20 protein-coding genes are annotated in these 23,466 nt (G+C 62.5%); 8 read left to right on the top strand and 12 right to left on the bottom strand.

Translation table 11 applies throughout. The annotated features are described in order from the left end of the window. Positions 1 to 29 precede the first annotated feature (29 nt). Positions 30 to 1,868, top strand: a complete 1,839-nt coding sequence (locus tag GTP23_RS18190; protein ID WP_229256165.1) for an AI-2E family transporter — start codon at positions 30 to 32, stop codon at positions 1,866 to 1,868. A gap of 2 nt (positions 1,869 to 1,870) precedes the next feature. On the opposite strand, the gene GTP23_RS18195 is transcribed toward GTP23_RS18190, so the two are convergent. From GTP23_RS18195 to GTP23_RS18205, 3 genes are all read right to left on the bottom strand, one after another. Further along, entirely contained in the window at positions 1,871 to 3,871 is a 2,001-nt protein-coding gene (locus GTP23_RS18195; protein ID WP_161036422.1) for a sensor histidine kinase, read from the bottom strand. A gap of 75 nt (positions 3,872 to 3,946) precedes the next feature. Beyond that, complete coding sequence (locus GTP23_RS18200) at positions 3,947 to 4,354, bottom strand: type 2 periplasmic-binding domain-containing protein (protein WP_155434380.1); 408 nt, start codon at positions 4,352 to 4,354, stop codon at positions 3,947 to 3,949. Positions 4,355 to 4,367: 13 nt separating this feature from the next. Beyond that, the gene (locus tag GTP23_RS18205; protein WP_161036423.1) at positions 4,368 to 5,573 is read right to left on the bottom strand and encodes a porin; all 1,206 of its coding nucleotides are present in this window, start codon (positions 5,571 to 5,573) and stop codon (positions 4,368 to 4,370) included. Positions 5,574 to 5,906: 333 nt separating this feature from the next. Here GTP23_RS18205 and argJ point away from each other — a divergent pair, with 333 nt between their 5' ends. The 3 genes from argJ to GTP23_RS18220 are packed head-to-tail and all read left to right on the top strand — an operon-like array spanning position 5,907 to position 8,414. Next, positions 5,907 to 7,145 (top strand): bifunctional glutamate N-acetyltransferase/amino-acid acetyltransferase ArgJ, encoded by a 1,239-nt coding sequence (gene argJ, locus GTP23_RS18210; protein WP_161036424.1) that lies wholly within the window; start codon positions 5,907 to 5,909, stop codon positions 7,143 to 7,145. A gap of 1 nt (position 7,146) precedes the next feature. Next, positions 7,147 to 8,019, top strand: coding sequence for an ATP-binding protein (locus GTP23_RS18215; RefSeq protein WP_161036425.1), 873 nt, complete (start codon positions 7,147 to 7,149; stop codon positions 8,017 to 8,019). Continuing rightward, positions 8,016 to 8,414, top strand: coding sequence for an NUDIX domain-containing protein (locus GTP23_RS18220; RefSeq protein ID WP_155434384.1), 399 nt, complete (start codon positions 8,016 to 8,018; stop codon positions 8,412 to 8,414). The genes GTP23_RS18215 and GTP23_RS18220 overlap by 4 nt, the downstream gene beginning before the upstream one ends. A 20-nt stretch (positions 8,415 to 8,434) precedes the next feature. Here the strand turns inward: GTP23_RS18220 and yacG are convergent, their stop codons facing one another. The 9 genes from yacG to uraH form a co-directional block, all read right to left on the bottom strand. Beyond that, positions 8,435 to 8,608: a DNA gyrase inhibitor YacG gene (gene yacG, locus GTP23_RS18225; RefSeq protein WP_155434385.1), complete on the bottom strand. Its 174-nt coding sequence runs from the start codon at positions 8,606 to 8,608 to the stop codon at positions 8,435 to 8,437. Between the two features lie 8 nt (positions 8,609 to 8,616). After that, entirely contained in the window at positions 8,617 to 9,372 is a 756-nt protein-coding gene (gene zapD, locus GTP23_RS18230; RefSeq protein ID WP_161036426.1) for a cell division protein ZapD, read from the bottom strand. 61 nt (positions 9,373 to 9,433) lie between these two features. Beyond that, positions 9,434 to 10,072, bottom strand: a complete 639-nt coding sequence (gene coaE / locus GTP23_RS18235) for a dephospho-CoA kinase (RefSeq protein WP_161036427.1) — start codon at positions 10,070 to 10,072, stop codon at positions 9,434 to 9,436. 9 nt (positions 10,073 to 10,081) lie between these two features. Continuing rightward, complete coding sequence (locus GTP23_RS18240) at positions 10,082 to 10,951, bottom strand: prepilin peptidase (RefSeq protein WP_161036428.1); 870 nt, start codon at positions 10,949 to 10,951, stop codon at positions 10,082 to 10,084. A 77-nt stretch (positions 10,952 to 11,028) separates the two neighbouring features. Beyond that, a complete protein-coding gene (locus GTP23_RS18245; protein ID WP_161036429.1) occupies positions 11,029 to 12,252 on the bottom strand; it encodes a type II secretion system F family protein in 1,224 nt (407 codons plus the stop codon). Positions 12,253 to 12,262: 10 nt separating this feature from the next. Next, positions 12,263 to 13,999, bottom strand: a complete 1,737-nt coding sequence (gene pilB, locus GTP23_RS18250; RefSeq protein WP_161036430.1) for a type IV-A pilus assembly ATPase PilB — start codon at positions 13,997 to 13,999, stop codon at positions 12,263 to 12,265. Between the two features lie 166 nt (positions 14,000 to 14,165). Beyond that, positions 14,166 to 15,455 carry an HlyC/CorC family transporter gene (locus GTP23_RS18255; protein WP_161036431.1) on the bottom strand — a complete coding sequence of 430 codons (1,290 nt, stop codon included), beginning with the start codon at positions 15,453 to 15,455 and terminating at the stop codon, positions 14,166 to 14,168. A 185-nt stretch (positions 15,456 to 15,640) separates the two neighbouring features. Further along, complete coding sequence (locus GTP23_RS18260) at positions 15,641 to 17,152, bottom strand: tetratricopeptide repeat protein (RefSeq protein ID WP_161036432.1); 1,512 nt, start codon at positions 17,150 to 17,152, stop codon at positions 15,641 to 15,643. 30 nt (positions 17,153 to 17,182) lie between these two features. Further along, on the bottom strand, positions 17,183 to 17,536 hold the full coding sequence (uraH, locus tag GTP23_RS18265) for a hydroxyisourate hydrolase (RefSeq protein ID WP_161036433.1): 354 nt from the start codon (positions 17,534 to 17,536) through the stop codon (positions 17,183 to 17,185). 114 nt (positions 17,537 to 17,650) lie between these two features. On the opposite strand from uraH, the gene puuE reads away from it, so the two are divergent. The 4 genes from puuE to xdhC are packed head-to-tail and all read left to right on the top strand — an operon-like array spanning position 17,651 to position 23,454. Beyond that, positions 17,651 to 18,604 carry an allantoinase PuuE gene (puuE, locus tag GTP23_RS18270; RefSeq protein ID WP_155434394.1) on the top strand — a complete coding sequence of 318 codons (954 nt, stop codon included), beginning with the start codon at positions 17,651 to 17,653 and terminating at the stop codon, positions 18,602 to 18,604. A 7-nt stretch (positions 18,605 to 18,611) separates the two neighbouring features. Then, on the top strand, positions 18,612 to 20,096 hold the full coding sequence (gene xdhA / locus GTP23_RS18275) for a xanthine dehydrogenase small subunit (RefSeq protein WP_161036434.1): 1,485 nt from the start codon (positions 18,612 to 18,614) through the stop codon (positions 20,094 to 20,096). Beyond that, a complete protein-coding gene (gene xdhB / locus GTP23_RS18280) occupies positions 20,093 to 22,426 on the top strand; it encodes a xanthine dehydrogenase molybdopterin binding subunit (RefSeq protein ID WP_161036435.1) in 2,334 nt (777 codons plus the stop codon). The genes xdhA and xdhB overlap by 4 nt, the downstream gene beginning before the upstream one ends. Positions 22,427 to 22,434: 8 nt before the next feature. Next, a complete protein-coding gene (gene xdhC, locus GTP23_RS18285; RefSeq protein ID WP_161036436.1) occupies positions 22,435 to 23,454 on the top strand; it encodes a xanthine dehydrogenase accessory protein XdhC in 1,020 nt (339 codons plus the stop codon). The last annotated feature ends 12 nt before the right edge of the window (positions 23,455 to 23,466 follow it).

Raw genomic sequence — 23,466 nt, forward strand, 5'->3', positions numbered from 1 at the left:
TGGAGAATGAATTAAACTAGTCACACCCTATGCCCTCGTCTGCTCCCATGTCCAGCCTGCCGTCCCTCGCCACGCGCGTCAGCGCCAATTCCATCGTAACGATTACCTGTGTGCTGGCGCTGCTGTACTTCGGCCGCGATGTGCTGCAGCCGGTCGCGCTGGCCGTGATCCTCAGCCTGCTGCTGGCACCCATGCTGCAGGTGCTGGGCCGCTTTGGCCTGCGCCGGCTGCCGGCCATGCTGGTGACGCTGGTGCTGGCCGGTGTGTGCGTGGTGGGCACGGCCATGGTGCTGGCCACCCAGCTGCTGCGCGTGTCGGAAGATTTGCCGCAGTATCGCGCCGCCATCCAGACCAAGATCGAGCAGGTGCGCACGGCCGTCGAGCGCCCGTTCATCCACATGCAGGACAGCTTCGGCCATATCAGCCCGCTGGCGCCCGAGGCGCAGGAGGCAGCACCGGCGGCAGCGCAGAATCTGGCGACGGGGCCGCGCACCGATCTGCTCAGCGACCTGACCAGTAAGGTCTGGGGGCCGCTGGGCGAAACGGGGCTGGTGCTGGTGCTGCTGATTTTCGTCGTGCTCGAGCACGAGTCGCTGCAGGACCGTTTGATCCGGCTGGCCGGCCAGCGCGAGATCGGCCGCACGGCCCGCGCACTGGCCGATGCGGCGCAAGGCGTGGCGCGCTTCTTCTTTTCCCAGTTCGTGGTGAATGCCGCTTTCGGCATCGCCATCGGCCTGTCGCTGTGGGCCATGGGCCTGCCCCATGCCGTGCTGTGGGGCACGCTGAGTGCCGTACTGCGCTTCGTGCCTTATCTGGGCGCGCTGGTGGCCGGTGCCCTGATTGCCGGTTTTGCCGCAGCCGTCGATCCGGGCTGGCAGCTGGCGCTGTCCTGTCTGGTACTGTTCGGCGTGCTGGAACTGACGGTGGCCAATGTGGTGGAGCCGAATGTGTATGGCCATAGCACAGGCTTGTCGCCGCTGGCCGTGATGGTGTCGGCGCTGTTCTGGGGCACGCTGTGGGGGCCGGTGGGCTTGCTGATGTCGACCCCGCTGACGGTGTGTCTGGTGGTGGCGGGGCGCCACGTGGCCGCGCTCGAGTGGCTGGCGATCTTACTGGGACAGGCGCCCGATGTGACGGGGGCGCAGCGCTTCTACCAGCGCGCCCTGAATGGCGACACGGGCGCTATCCTGCGCGATGCGCGGCCTTTCCTGCGCCGTAACAGTCTGGCGCGCTACTGCGATCAGGTGCTGCTGCCGGGATTGGCGCTGGCCGGTGCTGAAATCCGCGCCGAACTGATCGACGCGACCCAGCGTGAACACCTGCGCCACACCGTGGCCGAAGTGGCGGAAGCGCTGGCACCGAGCGGTGTGACGCGCGCCAAGCGCTGTCAGGTGTCGCTGCTCGATGCCAATGTGGGCGCGCATCTGCGCCACCTGCGCGAAGCGCGGCTGGGCCGCTGGCAGGGTTCGCTCGATGTGCCGCAGCGTTCCATCATCCTGTGCGTGAGCCAGGCTGCCGAGCGCGACGAACTGGTCAGCGAACTGCTGGCACGCGCGCTGCGCGAAGCCAGCCATGATGCCCGTTCCGTGGTGGTGCCTATCGCGCCCGAGGAGCAGGATCCCGATAAGGCCGATCTGGTGTCGACGCTGTTCATCCCTTATCCGACCCGCGAAACGCTGGAACCGTGGATGACCGTGGTGGACGAACTGCGCGCCAATCTGCCGCAAGCACTGCTGGCCACTATCCGGCCCACGCTGGAAGAGGATGTGCCGGCGCTCGGCAGCGTCCAGCCCCATGTGGACATGGTGCTGCGCTCGTTCGAAGAAGCGCTGGCCTTTGTGGCGCCGCGCGCACCGGGCCGCAACTAGCTTTAGTGGCCGTTGCTGCTGTTGCGCTGGGGCGCGCAGCGCGGCAGGATGAGGCGCACGCTGGTGCCCGCGCCTGGCGTGGAATCGATGCTGATGCGGCCACCGAGTACGCCCGTCACCACGTTGTAGACGATGTTCATGCCGAGCCCCGTGCCACCCTGTCCCATCTTGGTGGTGAAGAAGGGATCGAATACGCGGCGCAGCACCTCTTCCGGCATGCCGGCACCGTCGTCGGCAAATAGCAGGCCTATGCTGCTGTCATCGATCACTTCGGCGCGGATGGTGATGTGGCCGCCCTTGCGCTGTTCGAAGGCGTGGTTGAGCGCATTGTTGATCAGGTTGTTGAGCACTTGATACAGCGCGCCCGGATAGGAATCCAGCATCAGCCCCTCGTTGATCTGCAGCCGGACTTCACACTCGGCACGGCGCAGGCGTGGCATATAGGTGGCCACCGTGTCATGCACGGCCGAGAGCAGATCGAATTCGCGCCGCTGGTCATTGGTCTGGTCGACGGCGATCTGCTTGAACGAAGAGATCAGCTCGGCCGCCTTGTGCAGCGAGCCGGAGATCAGTTCGCTGGCCATGCGCACTTCTTCCAGATGGGTCACCAGTTCCGAGCGGCGCAGGGCGCCGGCCGCCACTTTGCGGTCGAATTCGATCACGCGGTCGCGCAGCGAGGTCGAGGCCAGCAGGCTGTTGCCGATAGGGGTGTTGAGTTCATGGGCGATGCCGGCCACCAGCGAACCGAGCGAAGCCATTTTTTCTGCTGACAGCAGCTCGCTCTGAGTCATGCGCAGGGTTTCCAGCGTGGCCTGCAATTCCGTATTGGCCCGTTCCAGTGCGGCCGAACGTTCCTTGACGCGCTGCTCCAGCGAGAAGTTGAGGTCTTTCAGTTCGCGCTTGGCGTTGAGTTCTTCGGTCAGATCGAGCAAGGCCCAGATGATGGCCTCTTGTCCGTCCAGCGTCAGCGAGGACGACCAGATGGCCACGCTGCCCACGCTGCCATCGGCCAGCACTACGCCGGCAATATCGCCATGTACGGCGCCATCGTTCTGGTACATATTCCAGATACGCTTGCGCTCCACCGCACTGGCCCAGAAGCGCACTTCCTCCGAGCGCTTGCCTATCAGCTCGGCCACGGGGTGGCCGAAGGTTTCCGTCACGGCGCGGTTGGCTGCGATCATGCGGCCCGCGCGGTCCGATACGGTCAGCGGCAGGGGCGCCATGTCGAACAGGGTTTTGAAGCGCTGTTCCGATTCCAGCAGGCGCTGCTGCGACAGCTCGAGCTGCTTGATGCGTTCGCGTAGCGCCGCACTCAGCGTGTTGAGCGTGCGGGTGAATACGGTGATTTCATCATTGCCCTGTTCCGGCAAGGTGTTGCTGTAATCGCCCAGCACCATGCGGGTGGACTGGCGGCGCAGCACATTGAGGCGGCGCGCGATGCCCTGGGTGACGAGGTAGAACAGCAGCATGCCCAGCATCAGGCCGGCCATGGAAATGACGCCGCCCTGCCACATCACTTCATCGCGCGCCTGTTGCAGGTCGCTGGTAGTGATGCCGAAATTGATCGAGCCGATGTGGTTATCGACCAGCAGCAGCGGGGCACGTGCATGCAGCAGGCTCTCTCCCAGCTCGGTGCGTACGCCTTTGAAGGCAGAGCCCCCGCCCAGACGCAGGGTTTCCGGCAGCCGCGCCGGCGGCTGGCCCACGGACAGGATGGGCTGCTGGTGTTCGTCGAGGATGACCAGATAGCGCAGATAGCTATCGGCCGGATCGGCCAGCATTTCGGCCAGATGGCCGCGCAGTTGCGGCAGGCGGCCGCCGGTGGCGTAGGGACTGAGGGCGAGATTGAGGGCTACCGCATATTCTTGCGCGACCCGTTCGGCATTGGCGCTGACGGCGTGGTTCATCAGCCGCAGGCTGTTCCAGATCAGCAGGCCGACCACCAGGGTGGGGATCAGGGCACTCAGCAGCAGGAATTTCGCACGTAGTGTGAGACTCAAATCAGGCACTCCTCGGGCTAACCGGGAGTGCCGTCCCGCGCAGATGTGCGGCTGCGCGGGCGAAACTACCGGATGTTAAGGCAAGGTCAGAATGACTTTCACCGTATCATCTACTGCCGATTTATCAATATAACCGATTGCTTTCGGATCGGCAGCAACTGCTTTCTTTACCTCGGCACTATTGGCATATTCCTTAGGCGGCGTGGCTTTACCGGTGAACACCAGTTTCGACCACAGCGCTTTGACCTGGGCCGGATCCTTGTCGGCGATCTTCTGGTAGAACTCGGCACGGATGTGCGAGCTCTCCGGCTGGTCGACCGGGGTGAACAGGTTGGATTTACCGAGGAAGAACTGGGAGGCCTGTTCCGAGAACATACGGGTGGCTGGGTTCTTCTGGCTAACGATCACAACGATTTCTGCCGACGCAGGCAGGGCTGCCATGGCCAGTGCCGACAGCAGCAGGGAGGACATCAGTTTATGCATGGTGGGCTCCGGATTAGAAGACGAAGTCGAGCGCAGCGCCGACCACGGTAACGGTGTTGGTGTAGCCTGCAGCCGGGGCGAAGATCAGGGTGCCGGCCTTGGTCTTAGGCTTGACGCGGTCGATCTGCACTTTCAGGGCCATCGATTTGGCGAAGTCCCAGCGCACGCCGATCAGGTCGTTCTTCTGTTCAGCCGCAGCCATCAGGCCGCCCACGGTCGCAGCCAGTGCGCCGGTTTTCGGGAAGGTGGCAGGCGGGGTGACGGAGTGGCCGGCATCGCGCACGGCAGCGTGAGCGAAGTAAGGCAGCACTTTGCCGACGCGGTAGCCGGCCATCAGGTACCACGAGGTGGTGTCCGGAATGTAGACCGGCTCTTTGGCCACGCGCATGGCGACTTCGGCCTGGGCCACGACATTGTTCCAGTCCATGGTACCGCCCAGCGAAGTGAAGGCGATTTTCTTGCCCTGGATCAGACTCAGGTCGCTACCGAGCTGGGCGAAGCCGACCTTGGCCAGGGTGCTGGTCAGGGTATTGACGGGACCCAGATCGTTGCTGGTCATTTTCACGCGGGCATGGGCCAGACGGACGCTGAACGGACCGTATTCGCCGGCCACGCTCAGGCCGACGGACGGTGCGCGATAGGTCGCGACGGTGCCGGCAGCGGGAATGAACAGCTTGCCGCGGCTGACGCCGGCGTAGCCCGAGGTGGTGAAGTTGACATCACCGAAAGCGTGCTGGTAGGTCACGTCGGCGCCATCGACCGCTTCGATCGGTGCCTGGGCGTACATTTCAACTGGCGGACGCATCATGGTGTTGGCATAGCCGACATTCTGGTATTCCGAAATCAGGAAGGCGGGCAGCACAACGCGGCCCACGCGCACATTGGTTTCATCGTTGACGCGGGCTTTCAGGAAGGCCCAGGTCAGGTCGGTGGTGAAGGTCGGGCTGGTGTTCTTGCGGGTCAGAATCTGCGCAGTGCCGGACAGCCAGTCATTGATCTTGTAGGTGGCTTGCAGACCCAGGTTGGTATCCAGACCGATTTTGGCCTGATCGGCCACGCCTTCGGCCTGGTTGTAGCGGGTGAACTGCGCTTGATCGGTATTCGATTTGGCGACGCCCAGAGTACCGAAGCCGCTCAGGCTCAGGTTGCCGTCGTCGAGGGTGCCTGCCTGGGCTTGCATGGCGGCGAACAGGGCTGCGGCTAACAGAGTTTTGTTCATGAGTAGGGTTCCTTGAAATTGTTGTCGTTTGTGTGCAGCTTGGACGATTTTGTCGTCACAATCGTCTCTTGAGATGCGGGGGTACGGCATTCCATTCACTATTTAAGCGCTTTTAAGTGCAATAGGGAAATTTCTTTCGATAAATGTGTACGATCGTGCTAAAAATTTGTCGTTTTTCTGCGAATGATGCCTATTTTTAAAGTCAATTCAATAACTTGTCAGACGTCTTTTGCGTGTTTTATGAAATGCGTCGCCAGGATCGCGCGCCTGCGCCATTTATCCTTACAGGGATTACAATAGCGGCTTCCCTTTTACCCCTACGAGAACACTGAAATGGCCGTTAATTCCCCTCTGCCCGTCGCCGCCGACCTGAAACCCGTCAACGGTATCGAAATCGGCTATGCCGAAGCCGGGATTAAAAAACCGAACCGCAAAGACGTACTGGTGATGAAGCTGGCACCAACGGCCACGGTGGCCGGGGTGTTCACGCTCAACCGTTTCTGCGCAGCCCCGGTGCAGATTTCCAAAGCCCATCTGGCGGCCGCGCAAACCAGCGGCCAGCCCATCGTGGCGCTGCTGGTCAACACGGGCAATGCCAATGCCGGTACGGGTGAACTGGGCCTGGCGCTGGCCAACCAGACCTGTGCCGCGCTGGCGCAGCAGCTCGGTTGCGCCCCGGCCCAGATCCTGCCGTTTTCGACCGGCGTGATTCTGGAACCGCTGCCGGCCGAGAAAGTGATCGCCGGTCTGCCACAGGCGGTGGCCGGCCTGAAGGCCGATAACTGGTACAACGCGGCCGAAGCCATCATGACCACCGATACCCAGCCGAAAGCCGGTTCGCGCAGCGTGACCATCGGCGGCCACAGCGTGACGCTGAGCGGCATCAGCAAGGGCGCCGGCATGATCAAACCGAATATGGCCACCATGCTGGGCTATCTGGCCTTCGACGCCAAAGTGGCGCAGCCGGTGCTGGACGTGCTGGTGAAACAGGTGGCCGACCAGTCGTTCAACTGCATCACCATCGATGGCGATACCTCGACCAACGATTCCTTCATGCTGATCGCCACCGGCGCCGGCACGCTGGAAGTCAGCTCGGTCGATAGCCCCGAATATGCCGAATTGGCGGCCGCCGTGACGGAACTGGCCGTGTTCCTCGCGCAAGCCATCGTGCGCGACGGCGAAGGCGCGACCAAGTTCATCACCGTGACGGTGGAAGAGGGCAACAGCATGGAAGAGTGCCGCAAGATCGCTTACTCGATCGCCCACTCGCCGCTGGTGAAAACCGCCTTCTTCGCTTCCGATCCGAATCTGGGCCGGATTCTGGCTGCGATCGGCTACGCCGGTGTGGATGATCTCGATGTCAGCAAGCTCAATCTCTACCTCGATGATGTGTGGGTGGCCAAGAACGGCGGCCGCAATCCCGACTACAAGGAAGAAGATGGCCAGCGCGTGATGCAGCAGAGCGAAATCACCGTGCGCGTGAAACTGGCCCGCGGCGCGGCCCAGGCTACCGTGTACACCTGCGACCTGTCGCACGACTACGTCAGCATCAACGCCGACTACCGTTCCTGATATGACGACGCCACTCGAGCAGTTCCTGACCCGCGCCGAAGCCTTGCTGGCGCGGGTGGAAGCCGTACTGCCGGCTGCGCCGCGCGAGCCGGACTGGCGGCTGGCCCATGCTTTCCGCTGGCGCAAGCGCAGCGGCGGCGGGGCCGGCTATCTGCAGGCCGTCAGCCATCTGGCCCCGATCGCACTCGATGATCTGCAGCACATCGGGCCGCAGAAAGAGCAGATCGAGCAGAACACGCGCCAGTTCGTGCAGGGCAAACCGGCCAACAATGTGCTGCTGACGGGCGCACGCGGCACCGGCAAGTCCTCGCTGATCAAAGCCTGTTTGAACCAGTTCGGTGCGCAGGGTCTGCGCCTGATCGAAGTGGACAAGGCCGATCTGGCCGATCTGCCCGATATCGTCGATCTGGTGGCGGGCCGGCCCGAGCGCTTTGTGATCTTCTGCGACGACCTGTCGTTCGAGGAAGGCGAAAGCGGCTACAAGGCGCTGAAGGTGGCGCTGGATGGTAGCATCGCGGCCCAGTCGGACAATGTTTTGATCTATGCCACCTCGAACCGGCGTCACCTGATGCCGGAGCGTATGTCGGATAACAGCAGCTACCGCCATGACGAAGATGGCGACCTGCATCCCGGCGAGACGGTGGAAGAGAAGATTTCCCTGTCCGAGCGTTTCGGCCTGTGGCTGAGCTTCTATCCCTTCAAGCAGGATGATTATCTGGCCATCGTGGCGCACTGGCTGGCTACGCTGGGCTGCACGCCCGCACAGATCGAAGCGGCGCGCGCCGATGCCTTGCGCTGGGCGCTACAGCGCGGCTCGCGCTCGGGCCGCGTAGCGTGGCAGTTCGCCAAGGATTACGCAGGGAAGCACGCATGAGCGGTATCGTCGATGTGGCCGTGGGCGTGCTGATCAAGCCGAATGGCGATGTGCTGCTGGGCCAGCGTCCGCAAGGCAAGCCGTATGCCGGTTACTGGGAATTCCCCGGCGGTAAAGTCGATCCCGGCGAAACCATCTTCGCGGCGCTGCAGCGCGAATTCATGGAAGAACTGGGCCTGACCATCCACAGTGCCGAGGAATGGTGCGGGGTGGAATATGTCTATCCGCATGCCCATGTGCGGCTGCATTTCTACCTCAGCCGCGACTGGCAGGGCGAGCCCCAGAGTCTGGAAGGACAGGCGTTTGCATGGCAGGGCACGGTAGGTGTGGAGCCGCTGCTGCCAGCTACCATACCGCTGCTGGGCTGGCTGGACGAACTGCGTTATCCGGCCTGAGGCCTGAGTGTGATCTCTACTTACTCTTGGTCCAGCGGGTCTTTGGGCGGGGCCGCAGGAATCGCGTACTTTTCCTCGGCCCAGGCGCCCAGATCGATTTTCTTGCAGCGCTCCGAGCAGAACGGGCGATAGCGGTTGGCGGGCGTCCATTCAACTTTGGCGCCGCAGGTAGGGCAATCAACTACGGTGGTCATGACTTGCTTCAGAAGTTACACAGGGTGAGTTCGAACGGCACATCGTCTTCCAGCGGCTTGGGTTTCAAGTCGCCATCCTGCGATGTGAAGCGCACCCACAGCATGTATTTATTGGCCGATACCTCGGGGATGGCGCCCATTTCCTCGTCCAGCGTGAGGCGCAGCATCTGGTAGACCTTGCCTTGCAACATTTGCTGGTAGCTGCCGGAGACGGCGATCATTTTCACGGCGCTGCCCGAATCGCGCAGCAGGCGCAGCACCAGGCCCAGTGCGTCGAACAGGGGCGCAAGCGGGGCAAACCAGTTCATGATGTCGTGGTAGCGCTGGTCGGCCGGACGTTTTTGCCATGCGTAGTAGGACGGCAGATCGAATTCGCAGGCGCCGCCCGGAATGATGGTGCGGCCGCGTATGCTCATCAGCCATTCATTGTCGCGCACGTTCTGGCCCGTCTTGCCCTGGGCGTTGACGAGCGCCGTGCTGACGCCATCGAGTTCTTCCAGTATCGCGTCCAGCATGTCGGCCTGCACATTCGGGTTCATGCGGTAGCCCAGCAGGGTCTGGCGCTGGCGCTCGAGTTCCTGCAGCAGATCCGATTTCAGATCGGCGCGGCCGGCCACTTCCAGCATGTCGAAGATCGTCGCCAGCGCCACGTGATGCTGCATGGGATGGTCTTGTTGCACAAAAAATTTAAATTTCTCGTACAGGTCCTCTAATCGCAACAACGTGCGGATGCGCTCGTTGAATGGATATTCGTAGACGATCAAAATAACATCCCTTTAGGTGGACTTGCGTGAATCCTATGATTTTGAAGCAAGCGAAGCAAAATTACAAACATTGTGCAGCGTTTGTGGCGCTTCTTTTCGAAATCGCCAGATATAACTCGTGTAGCCGGGCAATTTGCGGGGCCAGAGCAGCGACCTCGCCACCGTTGTCGATCACATCATCGGCCGCCTCCAGCCTTTGCTGGCGGCTGGCCTGATTGGCCATGATGGCTAAAACTTGCTCTTTTGTTAAATTGTTGCGAGCCATCACGCGGGCCAGTTGCACCTCTTCGGGACAGTCCACCGTGACGATGCGGCTCACGCGCTGGCGCCAGGTGCCCGATTCCACCAGTAGCGGCACGGCAAAGATGACATAGCTGCCATTAGCTGCCTCGCCTGCGGCCAGCGCGGCATCGCGTATGCGCGGGTGCAAGATGGCTTCCAGCCGCGCTTTGGCGCCGGCATCGCTGAACACCAGCTGGCGCATGCGGGCGCGGTCCATGGCGCCGCCGGCATCGGCGAATTCGGCGCCGAATTCGGCCACGATGGCCGGCATGGCACTGCCGCCCGGTGCCGTCAGGCTGTGGGCGATCTGGTCGGTATCGACCACGCTGGCGCCCAGAGCGGCGAACTGGTCGGCCACGGTGGATTTACCGCTGCCGATGCCGCCTGTGAGGCCGATGGCAAAATTCAAACGGGACATGGGCGCTTCCTAGCCGAACAGCTGGCGCATCAGGGCCGACAGCTCGTGGCCATGCATCATGGCCAGCAGGCCGGCCGCGGCCAGATAGGGCCCGAACGGTATGGGCTGGTTGCGGCCATGGCGGCGGAACACGATCAGGCAGATGCCAACCACGGCGCCGACCAGCGAGGACAGCAGGATAATCACGGGCAGCATGGTCCAGCCCATCCACGCGCCTAGCGCCGCCAGCAGCTTGAAGTCACCATAACCCATGCCTTCCTTGCCTGTCGCCAGCTTGAACAGCCAGTAGATGGCCCACAGCGCCAGATAGCCGGCAGCGGCGCCGATCACGGCTTCGTGCAGGGGCACGAATAGCTGGTTAAGGTTGAGCAGCAACCCCAGCCACAGCAGCGGCAGGGTGATGTCGTCGGGCAGCAGCTGGGTATCCAGATCGATGAAGGTGAGGGCGATCAGGGCATACAGGAACACCAGACAGGACAGGCCCGTCCAGCCGCTGCCTAAGCGCCAGATCACGCCGGCCGAGAGCAGGCCCGTCAGCAGTTCGATCAGCGGATAGCGCGCCGAGATAGGCGTCTTGCACTGGCTGCAGCGGCCGCGCAGGAACAGGTAGCTGAGCACGGGGATATTTTCCAGCGCCGTGATCTGGTGGCCGCACTGGGGGCAGGCCGAGCGTGGCAGCATCAGGTTGTAGCGCTCCGTGTGGGGTAGGGGCTGGCCGCTTTCCGAAGCCACATAGTTATCGGATTCGCGCTGCATCATTTTCGGCAGGCGGTGGATCACCACATTGAGGAAGCTGCCGAACAGCAGCCCGAACAGACCGGCCACGAGGCTGATGGACAGCATGCCGGCAGGCGCAAACAAGAGGGACGATTCAGTCATGTATCAGGGCTGGAAATAGTTTGTTGAGTAGGAGATGCGAATTATAGTTAAGCCCGCCGGAAACACTGCGCCGTGCGTTACACCACCGAGCCCAGTTTGAAGATGGGCAGGTACATGGCCACGACCAGACCGCCGATCAGCACGCCGAGGATGACCATGATGGCCGGTTCCATCAGACTGGACAGGGCAGCCACGGCTTCGTCCACTTCATCTTCGTAGAAGTCGGCCACCTTGCCCAGCATGGCATCGAGCGAGCCCGATTCCTCGCCTATGGCCACCATCTGCGTCACCATATTCGGGAATACTTCGGCATTCTGCATGGCCACGGTCAGGCTGGTACCGGTGCTGACTTCGCTCTGGATCTTGCGGGTGGCATCGGAATACACGGCATTGCCGGACGCGCCGCCCACCGAATCGAGCGATTCCACCAGCGGCACGCCGGCAGCGAACATGGTGGCCAGCGTGCGGGTCCAGCGCGCGATGGTGGCTTTGCGTATCACTGCGCCGAATACGGGCAGGCGCAGCAGCAGCCGGTCCATGAAGCGCTGCATCTGCAGCGAACGCTGCCACGCGCGGAAGAAGAAGTAGATGGCGGCAAAGGTGCCGCCGAAGATCACATACCACCACGCCACCACGAATTCCGACATGGCCATCACGAACAGCGTAGGCGCGGGCAGGTTGGCGCCGAAGCTCTTGAACACTTCCTTGAAGGCCGGCACCACCCAGATCATGATCACGGCGGTGACGATGAAGGCCACGGCCAGAATCGAAATCGGATACATCAGCGCCGATTTGATCTTGGCCTTCATGGCCACGGTCTTTTCCTTGTAGATGGCCAGCCGTGTCAGCAGGTCTTCCAGTATGCCGGCCTGTTCGCCCGCCCCCACCAGGTTGCAGAACAGCGGGTCGAAATACAGGGGGAATTTACGGAAAGCCTGATTCAGGCTGGTGCCTGTTTCGATATCGGCGCGCAAATCCATCACCAGCTTGGAGACGGACGGATTGGCATGGCCTTTGCCGACGATGTCGAACGATTGCAGCAGCGGCACGCCGGCCTTCATCATGGTGGCCAGCTGGCGCGTGAACAGGGTGATGTCCTTGTCGGTGATTTTCTTGCCGCTGCGGTAGGCCTTCTTCTTGACCTTGGTGACCATGATGCCCTGACGGCGCAGCGTCACATTGACCACGGCTTCGCCGCCGGCGCGCATTTCGCCGCGCACGGCCTTGCCGCTCTTGTCGCGGCCTTCCCACGCGAAGATTGCTTCCTTGACCTGATGGCCAGCGTTGCTCGATGTCGCCATGACGGGGATCCTATTCGTTGGTGCAGCCGAGCACTTCTTCAAGACTGGTCAGCCCGCTCTTCACTTTGAGCAGACCGGACTGACGCAGCGATTTCACGCCTTCCTGTTCCGACTGGGCGGCGATCTGCATGGCATTGCCATGGGCCAGAATCAGCGCCTCGATGGCGGGCGTGATCGGCATGATCTGGTAGATGCCCACCCGGCCTTTGTAGCCGCCGCCGTTGCAGCGCTCGCAGCCGACCGGGCCGTAAGGCTTCCAGGTGCCGTCCAGATCGTCGTCGCGGAAGCCGGCCTTGCGCAGCAGATCGGGCGAAATATCGACCGGTTGCTTGCAGCTGCATAGCCGGCGCGCCAGCCGCTGGGCCGTAATCAGGATCACCGAGGAAGCGATGTTGAATGGCGCCACGCCCATATTCATCAAGCGGGTCAGGGTGGACGGCGCATCGTTGGTGTGCAGGGTGGAGAACACCATATGGCCCGTCTGCGCCGCCTTGACGGCGATATCGGCCGTTTCCAGATCGCGGATCTCGCCCACCATGATGATGTCGGGATCCTGACGCAGGAAGGATTTCAGCGCAACGGGGAAAGTCAGCCCGGCTTTTTCGTTGACGTTAACCTGATTCACGCCCGGCAGATTGATCTCGGCCGGGTCTTCTGCCGTCGAGATATTGATGCCCGGCTTGTTGATCACGTTCAGGCAGGTGTACAGCGACACCGTCTTGCCCGAGCCGGTAGGGCCCGTCACCAGCACCATGCCGTAAGGGCGCTGGATAGCGTCGAGCAGCAATTCCTTCTGGTCCGGGTCGTAGCCCAGCGCATCGATGCCCATCTGCGCCTGGGTGGCATCGAGAATCCGCATCACGGTCTTTTCGCCGAACAGGGTGGGCAGGGTGGAGACGCGCAAATCGATGGTCTTGGTGGGCGAGACGATCAGGCGCATGCGGCCATCCTGCGGCACGCGCTTTTCCGAGATATCGAGCTTGGCCAGCACCTTGATGCGCGAAACCAGCTTTTCCTTGATGGAGATGGGCGGCTGGGCATGTTCGATCAGCACGCCGTCTACGCGGAAGCGCACCCGGTAGAACTTCTCGAAAGGCTCGAAGTGCAAGTCGGATGCGCCCATGTGCACGGCATCCATCAGCATCTTGTTGAGGAAGCGCACCACGGGCGCATCTTCCACATCGTTGGCGTTGGGATCGGTAGCCGCATTGGCCGAGATGACTTCCTCTTCCTCGGCGAATTCGATGTCGGCATCTTCGCCGGCCAGATCGCTCAGCGCCTGCTCGTTGTCCTTGTTCAGGCGTGCCAGCAGCTGCAGCAGGGCATCGTGGGCAACGATGACGGGTTCTACCGTGGTCTCGGTCTGGAATTTGATCTGGTCCAGCGCCTGCGTATTGGTCGGGTCGGAAATCGCTACCGACATGCGGTTGCCCCGCTTGGCCAGCGCAATCACGCGCTGGGCCTGCATCAGCCGGCTATCGATAATCTTGGCGGGCAGCGCTTCGATATTCAGCGCATGCACATCCATGAGGGGATAGGCAAAGGTTTCGGAACAGAACTGGGCCAGACTGCTGGCATCGATCGCCTGGCTGGCCAGCAGCACGTCGATGAAGGCCTGCTTTTCTGTCATGGCCTTTTTTTGCAGCAGCTCGGCCTGCACGGCAGAGAGCCGTCCGGCCTGCATCAGGGCCCTTGCCAGCCCCGGCATGGGGGCGCCGGGCGCGGTAGTGGGAAGAACTGCTGCCATAGTCAATCAGTCGGAAAGCTTAGCCCGTACAGGCGGCCAAGAGGGGTGGCTGTATCCTGAAATGATGCTCTCAGGAACTATATTTGTAAAGCCGTAAGGCGGCGTTTTTCGCCGCAGATGACCGATTTTACTCTGCAACGTTGCGTTTGGCGCAAGTCTGAGTGCTTCAGTGTGCCCGTTTTTGTGGCAGGCGTATCAGCTTGACCACTTTGATGGCCTGATCGTGGGCCTGGACCACTTCGACGATGCAGGGCTCCAGTTTCAGGCTGATGGGGGCGTCGGGGATTTCCTGCAGCACTTCCAGCAGCAAGCCGTTCAGGGTCTTGGGTCCGTCCAGCGGGAAGTTCAGGCCCAGCCGCTTGTTGATATCGCGTAGCGCGGTGGCACCTTCCAGCAGGCATACACCCTGTTCCGACCAGCCGAAGCTGTCGGCCCGTGCCGCGCCGGGCATGGAGGTGGTGAACTCGCCTATCATTTCCTCGATGATATCGTCGAGCGTAACCAGACCCTGCACCTCGCCGTATTCGTCGACGATGATGCCCAGACGTTCGCGGTTTTCCTGGAAATACTGGAGCTGGGTGAACACGCCCGTATCCTGCGGGATGAAATACGGTGCGCTAAGCAGCTTGCGGAAGTCGTCCACTGTCAGCTCGTCGTCCTGATTGAGCAGGGCCACGGCCTTGCGCACGTGCAGAATGCCGACGATGCGGTTGATTTCGCCTTCGTACACGGGCAGCTTGTTGTGGTAGCAGGTGGTCAGCTCACGCTTGATTTCTTCCACGCTCAGTTCCAGATTCAGCGCTTCGATCTGGGCGCGCGGCGTCATTACATCTTCGACCGAGATGGTCTCCAGATCGAACAGATTGAGCAGGATGCTTTTGTGCTTCTGCGGCATGAAGTTGCCGCCCTCGAGCACGATGGAGCGCAGTTCTTCCGGCGACAGGCGGGCCTCGTGGGCATGGGCGCCGGCCTTGATGCGGAAGAGCTTGAGCACCAGATTGACGAACAGGTTGACGAACCAGATCACCGGTTTGGCCAGCCCCATCAGCGGCTTCAGCAGCATGCTGGTAGGCAGGGCGATGCGCTCGGGGTAGGTAGCACCTATCACTTTCGGGCTGATTTCCGCGAACACGATCAGCAGGAAGGCCACCACGCCGGTGGAAATGGTGATGACGTTGTCGTCATGGCCGAAGGTTTCGATGGCGATGGCCGTGACCAGCGCCGTGGCCATGGCATTGATCAGGGTGTTGGCGATCAGCACCAGCGACAGCAGCTTATCGGTGCGGTCCAGCAGCCATAGCGTGGTGATGGCACGGCGGCTGCCCCGTTTGGCCATGTGGCGCAAGCGGTAGCGGTTGGCCGCCATCAGGGCGGTTTCGGCCATGGCGAAGAAGGCCGAACAAAGTATCAGGAGTGCGAGGGCAAGACATTCTGCCCAAAACGGCACGGTATCCAAGGGTCACCGTCAAGAAAACTGCATGGGAAACTGGTCAGCCGGAGTCGCGCTGGCACAGGCGGCATGGCCAGCAAAATCCGGCCACAGAACTTTTGATTCTAAGGCAAGCTGCCCTTCCATGCAACTTTCGCCCTTGGACTGAGCTGGCGCACCAGTTTGCAGCACACTGCTGCTGGCCTGCAGTGTCAAGCCTTCTGCAGCAACAGGGCCAGCGCCTGGATCGGTGCGCCGTTTTCCTCGCGGGCCGTGAGTGCTTCGCAGGCCAGCACTTGCAGACCGCTGGCGCTGGCCAGGCGCTGCAGATAGGCGTGGCTGTGGGCGTAGCGATTGGACGCTTGCAGCGTGTAGTCGCCGCTGCTGGCCGCTTCGACCGAGAAGCAGAACTGGCCGCCACTGCGCAAGGCGCGGGCGATGGCATGGAATACGGCGCTCAGGTCGCCGATGTAGACGAATACGTCGGCGGCAACGGCAAGGTCCCATGCGTCGGACTGATCGGCCAGATAGGCCAGCAGATCGGCACAGTGCAGTTCATCGTAGAGCTGGCGCTGGGCGGCTTTTTCCAGCATCTGCGGCGACAGGTCGACGCCGCACAGCTTGCGCGCCAGCGGGCGCAGGGCCGGCGCGCATAAACCGGTGCCGCAGCCGAGATCGAGAATGTCGCGCGGCGCTGGCGTGGACGGCGGGTGCTGCTGCAGCAGGCGGGCCAGATGGGCCGGCGTCTGGTAGTCGAGCACCTTGAGCAGATGCTCGTCAAAATGGTTGGCATACTGGTCGAACAGATTGCGCACGTATTCGGCCGGCAGGCTGGCCGGTGCCTCGCCTGCGCCGACGGAAGCCAGCGCATAGGCCACGGTTTCGGCCTGTTCGCCACATTCCAGCGCCGTGCGGTAGGCCTGTGCCGCCTCATCGTGGCGCTGCATGGCGCGCAGGGTGTTGCCACGTGCCGTATGCCATTGGGGATGACGCGGTTGCAGCGCCAGTGCCCGTTCATAGCTGTCCAGCGCTGGCGCCAGCTCGCCCAGCCGGTGCAGGGCGGCACCCTGTGCCGCATAGGCTTCGGCCCAGTCCGGGCGCAGGTGCAGGGCGCGGTCAAAGCTCTCCACTGCTTCCGGCAGCCAGCGCAGACAGTGCAGGGCATGGCCGCGTGCCAGCCAGGCGTCGGCATGGCGGTCGTTCAGATCGAGCGCAGCTTCGGCGGCCCCCAGTGCATCGAGATAGCGGCCCATTTCCTGCAGCACGACGGCGCGGTTGCTGTGCGCTTCTGCATAGCGGGGCTGATAGCGCAGGGCTTGCTGGTAACTGTCCAGCGCAGCTTCCTGCTGGCCGAGGCGGTGCAGGGCGTTGCCGCGGTTGCTCCATGCCATGGCGTAATCGGGCTGCAGGGCCAGTGCCCTGTCGTAGCTGGCCAGCGCTTCGGCCGCGCGGCCCTGATCCATCAGCGCCACACCCAGATTGCAATGGGCTTTGGCCTGCTGGCTGTCGAGCTGGAGGGCTTGCGTGATCAGGTCGATAGCCTGCGCGGCATCGCCCTGCTGGCGGGCGATCACGCCCAGCAGGTGCAGGGCGTCGAACTGTTGCGGCTGCAAAGCCAGCACCTGCCGGTAAAAAGCTTGCGCGGCGCCCAGCTGGCCCTGCTGGTGGTGGGCCAGTGCTTGCTGGAGCAATGAGGCGATCAGCGCCGTATCGTTTGAGGTCATGGACGCCTATGTTAGCGCCTGCGCAGCGTTTCAGCTACCGCGATAGGTGGAATAGGCCCACGGCGACACGACCAGCGGCACATGGTAGTTCTGTTCGGGACTGGCAATACCGAAGGCCAGCGTGACTTCGTCGATAAAACGGGGCTCGGGCAGTTCCACGCCCCGTGCCGCGAAATAGGCGCCGGCCGCAAACACCAGTTCGTATTTGCCGGCCTGCATGCGCTCGCCTTCCAGTAGCGGCGCATCGCAGCGGCCATCGGCATTGGTGACGGCCTGCGCGCGCAGTTCGCGCCCCTGCGGCGTGACGGCATACAGGCTGACCTGCACACCGGCGCCCGGCTTGCCGATGCTGATATCGAGAACGTGGGTACTGAGTTTGCCCATGGCTTGTCCTATATTGGTAGGTGATGAGTGTCTATTATGTAAATCATATACTGGACGGCCGCTAGCCATATATGATTGCAGATATATAACTCATAGACTGGCCGCCCCTGCGACATGAATACTTACGACCACTATCCGCGTGACCTGATAGGCTACGGCCCGAAACCACCCCATGCAAAATGGCCCAATGGCGCCCGCGTGGCGCTGCAGTTCGTGCTCAACTACGAAGAGGGCGGCGAGAATAATGTGCTGCACGGCGATGCCGGCTCCGAAACCTTCCTGTCCGAGATTATCGGCGCGGCTTCGTTCAGCAACCGTCACATGAGCATGGAGTCCCTCTATGAGTATGGCTCGCGCGCCGGTCTGTGGCGTCTGTTGCGCATGTTCGAGGAGCGCAAGCTGCCGCTGACCATCTTCGGCGTAGCCATGGCGCTCAAGCGTCACCCCGAGGCCGTCGCGGCGTTCCGCGAACTGGGCCACGAGATTGCCTGTCATGGTCTGCGCTGGATCAGCTACCAGAATATGGACGAAGCCACCGAGCGCGCCCACATGAAAGAAGCGGTGGAGATCATGCGCGAGCTGACCGGCAGCGCACCGCTGGGCTGGTACACGGGGCGCGATTCGCCGCAGACGCGCAAGCTGGTGGTCGAGCATGGCGGCTTCCGCTACGACGCCGACAATTACGGCGACGATCTGCCGTTCTGGCAGCAGGTGGCTTACACCGACGCTAACGGTCTGGCCGCCGTGGCGCCGCAGCTGATCGTGCCGTATACGCTAGATACCAACGATATGCGCTTCGCGGCAGCGCAGGGCTTCAACTCGGGCACGCAGTTCTTCGATTATCTGAAAGACGCCTTCGACGTGCTGTACCAGGAAGGCGATCCGGCCGGCCTGAACCAGCCCAAGATGCTGTCCATAGGCTTGCACTGCCGTCTGGTGGGCCGGCCTGCACGTGCTGCCGCACTGGCGCGCTTCCTCGATTATGTGCAGCAGCATGACCATGTCTGGGTCACGCGCCGTATCGATATTGCCGAACACTGGCATACCACGCATCCTTATTCCGTGTGAGGCCCTGATGTCCGACACCATCCGTTATTTCTACCGTGGCGAAGTCCGCGAAGTTTCAGGCCTCAAGCCTACCCGCACGGTGCTGCAGCATCTGCGTGAAGACCTGCACTGCACCGGCACCAAGGAAGGCTGTGCCGAGGGCGATTGCGGCGCTTGCACGGTCGTGGTGGGCAGCCTGAATGCAGCCGGTGAACTGGAAATGAAGGCCGTGAATTCCTGCATACAGTTTGCCCCTACGCTCGATGGCAAAGCCCTGTTCACGGTGGAAGACCTGCAGCAGCCAGATGGCGCGCTGCATCCGGTGCAGCAGGCGCTGGTGGAATGTCACGGATCGCAATGCGGCTTCTGCACGCCCGGTTTCGTCATGTCCCTGTGGGGCATGTATCTGGACAAGGAGGGCCAGCCGGCCCAGCGCCACGAGATCGACGACTGCCTGTCCGGTAATCTGTGCCGCTGCACGGGTTACCGGCCCATCATCGATGCGGCCCGGCGCATGACGGAACTACCGAAAGTGGGATTCGACCGTGCCGCATTGACGGCGCAGCTGCAGGCCATGCAGCGCGACGGCGGCAGCCATTACAGCGCGCAGGGCCAGACTTTCCATGCGCCGCGCACGCTGGACGAACTGGTGGCGCTGCGGGCAGCCCATCCGGCTGCCACGCTGCTGGCCGGTTGCACCGATATCGGTCTATGGGTGACCAAGCAGATGCGCGAACTGGGCGACATCATCTATCTTGGCCACGTAACGGCGCTGCAAAGCGTGCACGAGGCGGACGGCATGCTGCACATCGGTGCCGGTGTCAAACTCAATGATGCCTACGCAGCGCTGTGCCGCCACTATCCAGCCCAGCTGGGCGAACTGTGGCAGCGCTTTGCTTCGCTGCCCATCCGTAATGCGGGTACGCTGGGCGGCAATGTGGCTAACGGCTCGCCTATCGGCGACTCGATGCCGTGGATGATAGCGCTGGGTAGCGAAGTGCTGCTGCGTGGTCCGCAAGGGGAGCGCGTGCTGGCGCTGGAAGCCTTCTATCTCGACTATCAGAAGAAGGATATGCACGCCGACGAATTCGTTGCGGCCGTACGCGTACCGCTGCCACGGCCAGATGTGCAGTTCCGTACCTACAAGCTGGCCAAGCGCTTCGATCAGGATATCTCGGCCGTCTGCGCCGCCTTTGCCTTCCGCTTCGATGGCGATGTGATCAGGGATGCGCGTATCGCCTTTGGCGGCATGGCTGCCACGCCGCGCCGTGCCGCGCAGGCGGAAGCCGCGCTACTGGGCCTGCGCTGGAATGAAGCGAATCTGCAGGTGGCGATGGATAAACTGGCGCAGGATTTCCAGCCGCTGTCCGATATGCGCGCTTCCAGTAGTTACCGCATGCAGACGGCGCAGAATCTGCTGCGCCGCTACTGGTTCGAGACGCGCGGCTATGCACCGCTAGCCGCACAGGACGTCAACCCGTTTGCCTGCGGCGGCTGCAAGGAGAAGCCATGAATCAGAACGTAGCCCCCAAGCTGCTGGCAGCGCAGGACTGGAAAGCAGTCGGCATAGGCAGCAAGCATGAATCGGCCACCCTGCATGTGCTGGGGCAGGCCACCTACACGGACGATATCCCCGAACTGCATGGTACGCTGCATGCGGCGCTGGGCCTGTCGTCCAAGGCACACGCCCGTATCACGGCCATGGATCTGGCACCCGTGCTGGCGGCAAGCGGCGTGGTGGCGGTCTACACGGCCAGCGATATTACGGGTACCAATGACTGCGGCCCCATCATCCATGACGACCCTATCCTGAGCACCGGCGAAGTGTTGTACGTCGGCCAGCCGATATTCATCGTGGTAGCCGATAGCCATGACAACGCGCGCCGCGCGGCCCGACTGGCCCGCATCGACTACGAGGAACTGCCGGCCATCTTCACGCCGCAGCAAGCCAAGGCGGCGCAGCAGTACGTGCTACCGCCCATGCAGTTACAGCGTGGTGATTTCAAGGCCGCATTCGACAGCGCGCCCAACGTGGTGCGCGGCCAGCTGTTCGTCGGTGGGCAGGAGCAGTTCTATCTGGAAGGTCAGATCGCTTACGCCACGCCGAAGGAAGATCAGGCCATGCTGGTGCAGTGCTCGACCCAGCACCCGAGTGAAATGCAGCACGTGGTAGCCCATGCGCTGGGCATCCATGCGCACAAGGTACAGGTGGAATGCCGCCGCATGGGCGGCGGCTTCGGCGGCAAGGAATCCCAGTCTGCGCTGTGGGCTGCCTCTGCGGCCATTGCAGCGTCCAGGCTGCGCCGTCCCGTCAAGCTGCGCGCCGATCGCGACGACGATATGCTGGTGACGGGCAAGCGCCACTGCTTCTATTACGAGTACGAAGTGGGCTTTGATGCGGAAGGCCGCATACTGGCAGCCCGCGTGGACATGACGCTGCGTGCCGGCTTCTCGGCCGATCTGTCCGGCCCCGTTGCAACGCGCGCTGTCTGCCACTTCGACAATGCCTACTATCTGTCGGATGTGGACATACGCGCGGCCTGCGGCAAGACCAATACCCAGTCGAATACGGCCTTCCGTGGTTTCGGTGGCCCGCAAGGGGCGATAGCCATCGAATACGTGATCGACGAGATTGCCCGTCAGCTGGGGCGCGATGCGCTCGATATCCGCCGCCTGAATTTCTACGGCAAGACCGAGCGCAATGTCACGCCTTACGGTCAGGAGATCGTCGATAACGTGATCGACGCGCTGACGGCAGAACTGGAACAGAGCAGCGAATACCGCGCGCGCCGCAGCGCCATCGAGGCATACAACCGCACCAGCCCCGTGCTGAAAAAAGGGCTGGCGCTGACGCCGCTGAAATTCGGCATTGCCTTCAATGTTACCCACCTCAATCAGGCCGGCGCGCTGGTGCACGTGTATGTGGATGGTTCCGTGCTGGTCAATCACGGCGGTACGGAAATGGGGCAGGGCATCAACACCAAGGTGATGCAGGTGGTAGCGCATGAACTGGGGCTGGATCTCGAGCATGTGCGCATTACTGCGACCGATACCAGCAAGGTGGCCAATACCTCGGCCACGGCCGCCTCGACAGGCGCAGACCTGAACGGCAAGGCCGCGCAGGATGCAGCACGCCAGATCCGCGAACGGCTGACTGCCTTCGCCATCAAGCTGTATGGCGACGAGGATGGCCTGCCCGTGCAGTTCTTCGATAATGCCGTGCTGGTGAACGGCCACCGCCTAGCGTTTGCGGAACTGGTGCAGAAGGCCTATCTGGCGCGGGTGCAGCTATGGTCGGACGGTTTCTATGCCACGCCGGGCCTGCACTGGGATGCCAAGACCATGAGCGGCCATCCGTTCTCCTACTATGCCTATGGTGCTGCGGTGTCGGAAGTGGTGGTGGATACCCTGACCGGTGAATGGAAGCTGCTGCGCGCCGATGCGCTGTACGACGCCGGCAATTCGCTCAATCCCGCCATCGACAAAGGGCAGGTGGAAGGCGCGTTCATACAGGGTATGGGCTGGCTGACCACGGAGCAGTTATGGTGGAATGCGGCGGGCAAGCTGATGACCCACGCGCCTTCGACCTACAAGATACCGGGCATTTCCGACTGCCCGCAGGATTTCCGGGTGGAGCTGTTCCAGAACCGGAACGTCGAAGACAGCATCCACCGTTCCAAAGCGGTGGGAGAGCCGCCGCTGCTGCTGCCGTTCTCCGTGTTCTTCGCCATCCGCGATGCGATTTCCAGCGTAGGCGGCCATCGCGTGCAGCCGCCGCTGAATGCGCCCGCCACCAGCGAAGAAATCCTGCGTGCTATCTCTGCAGTGCAAATGGCTGCCTGAGGACTGCAATGAATCCATGGCTGAACGCTGCACTTGCCGGACCGGCAGTTCTGGTCACGGTCGCCATCGCCGAGGGCTCGGTCCCGCGCGAGGCCGGTGCACATATGCTGGTGACGGCTGATGCGCAGGCCGATACCATAGGCGGCGGCCATCTGGAACTGTGTGCGCTGGAAGTGGCGCGCGGCATGCTGCGCGATGCGGCAGCGCCAGGATCTGCAGCTGTGCCGCAACTGCAGCGCTATGCACTGGGCCCCACGCTGGGCCAGTGCTGCGGCGGTGTGGTGTATCTGGCTTTCGAGCTGGTGGATGCCGGACTGATACAGACGCTGGCCCTGCTCAAGCAGGATCAGCGCAGCGACTACTGGCGCCTCAGCGCACTCGATGGTGCAGCCGCCAGCATGCTGCTGGATGCCGATGGCCATTTGCTGAACGGGGCAGGCGATGTGCGCACCCTGTTGCCTGCCTTTGATTACGCGCGCAACACGCAAGTGCTGCGCGATGATGGGGGACGCCGCTGGCTGGCCGATGCCGTGCTGACGCCGCGCGCCCATCTTTTACTGTTCGGCGCCGGCCATGTGGGCGCTGCCATCGTGCGCCTGCTGGGCGAACTGCCGTGTACCGTCAGCTGGATAGACGAGCGCGAAGACATGTTCCCGGCCGAGCTGCCCGCCAACGTGCGCATCGAAGCGACCGATGTGCCGGAAGCGCTGGTTGCCGGCGCCCCTGCCGGTGCCAGTTTTCTGGTGCTGACCCACAGCCATGCGCTGGACCAGCGTTTGAGCGAAGCCATCGTGGCGCGCGCCGATGTGGGCTGGTTTGGTCTGATCGGCTCGCAGACCAAGCGCGTACAGTTCGAGCGGCGCATGGCGGCGCGTGGCCTGCCCGCAGAGCGCATCGCCGCCATGGTCTGCCCCATCGGCCTGCCCGGCATCCGCAGCAAGCTGCCCGCCGTGATTGCCACTTCCGTCTGCGCCCAGTTGCTGATGGTGTGGGAAGCACAGTACGCGGCACTGGCCCACTCGCGCTAGAATTCATTACTA

Source organism: Duganella fentianensis, from assembly GCF_009857835.1.
GTDB classification, from domain to species: domain Bacteria; phylum Pseudomonadota; class Gammaproteobacteria; order Burkholderiales; family Burkholderiaceae_D; genus Rugamonas; species Rugamonas fentianensis.

What these genes read in the sequence shown, in the direction of transcription:
- GTP23_RS18190 (WP_229256165.1), top strand. Translation starts at nt 30, where the DNA reads ATGCCCTCGTCTGCTCCCATGTCCAGCCTGCCGTCCCTCGCCACGCGC.
- GTP23_RS18200 (WP_155434380.1), bottom strand. Translation starts at nt 4,354, where the DNA reads ATGCATAAACTGATGTCCTCCCTGCTGCTGTCGGCACTGGCCATGGCA.
- GTP23_RS18205 (WP_161036423.1), bottom strand. Translation starts at nt 5,573, where the DNA reads ATGAACAAAACTCTGTTAGCCGCAGCCCTGTTCGCCGCCATGCAAGCC.
- argJ (WP_161036424.1), top strand. Translation starts at nt 5,907, where the DNA reads ATGGCCGTTAATTCCCCTCTGCCCGTCGCCGCCGACCTGAAACCCGTC.
- GTP23_RS18215 (WP_161036425.1), top strand. Translation starts at nt 7,147, where the DNA reads ATGACGACGCCACTCGAGCAGTTCCTGACCCGCGCCGAAGCCTTGCTG.
- GTP23_RS18220 (WP_155434384.1), top strand. Translation starts at nt 8,016, where the DNA reads ATGAGCGGTATCGTCGATGTGGCCGTGGGCGTGCTGATCAAGCCGAAT.
- yacG (WP_155434385.1), bottom strand. Translation starts at nt 8,608, where the DNA reads ATGACCACCGTAGTTGATTGCCCTACCTGCGGCGCCAAAGTTGAATGG.
- coaE (WP_161036427.1), bottom strand. Translation starts at nt 10,072, where the DNA reads ATGTCCCGTTTGAATTTTGCCATCGGCCTCACAGGCGGCATCGGCAGC.
- GTP23_RS18240 (WP_161036428.1), bottom strand. Translation starts at nt 10,951, where the DNA reads ATGACTGAATCGTCCCTCTTGTTTGCGCCTGCCGGCATGCTGTCCATC.
- GTP23_RS18245 (WP_161036429.1), bottom strand. Translation starts at nt 12,252, where the DNA reads ATGGCGACATCGAGCAACGCTGGCCATCAGGTCAAGGAAGCAATCTTC.
- pilB (WP_161036430.1), bottom strand. Translation starts at nt 13,999, where the DNA reads ATGGCAGCAGTTCTTCCCACTACCGCGCCCGGCGCCCCCATGCCGGGG.
- GTP23_RS18260 (WP_161036432.1), bottom strand. Translation starts at nt 17,152, where the DNA reads ATGACCTCAAACGATACGGCGCTGATCGCCTCATTGCTCCAGCAAGCA.
- uraH (WP_161036433.1), bottom strand. Translation starts at nt 17,536, where the DNA reads ATGGGCAAACTCAGTACCCACGTTCTCGATATCAGCATCGGCAAGCCG.
- puuE (WP_155434394.1), top strand. Translation starts at nt 17,651, where the DNA reads ATGAATACTTACGACCACTATCCGCGTGACCTGATAGGCTACGGCCCG.
- xdhA (WP_161036434.1), top strand. Translation starts at nt 18,612, where the DNA reads ATGTCCGACACCATCCGTTATTTCTACCGTGGCGAAGTCCGCGAAGTT.
- xdhB (WP_161036435.1), top strand. Translation starts at nt 20,093, where the DNA reads ATGAATCAGAACGTAGCCCCCAAGCTGCTGGCAGCGCAGGACTGGAAA.
- xdhC (WP_161036436.1), top strand. Translation starts at nt 22,435, where the DNA reads ATGAATCCATGGCTGAACGCTGCACTTGCCGGACCGGCAGTTCTGGTC.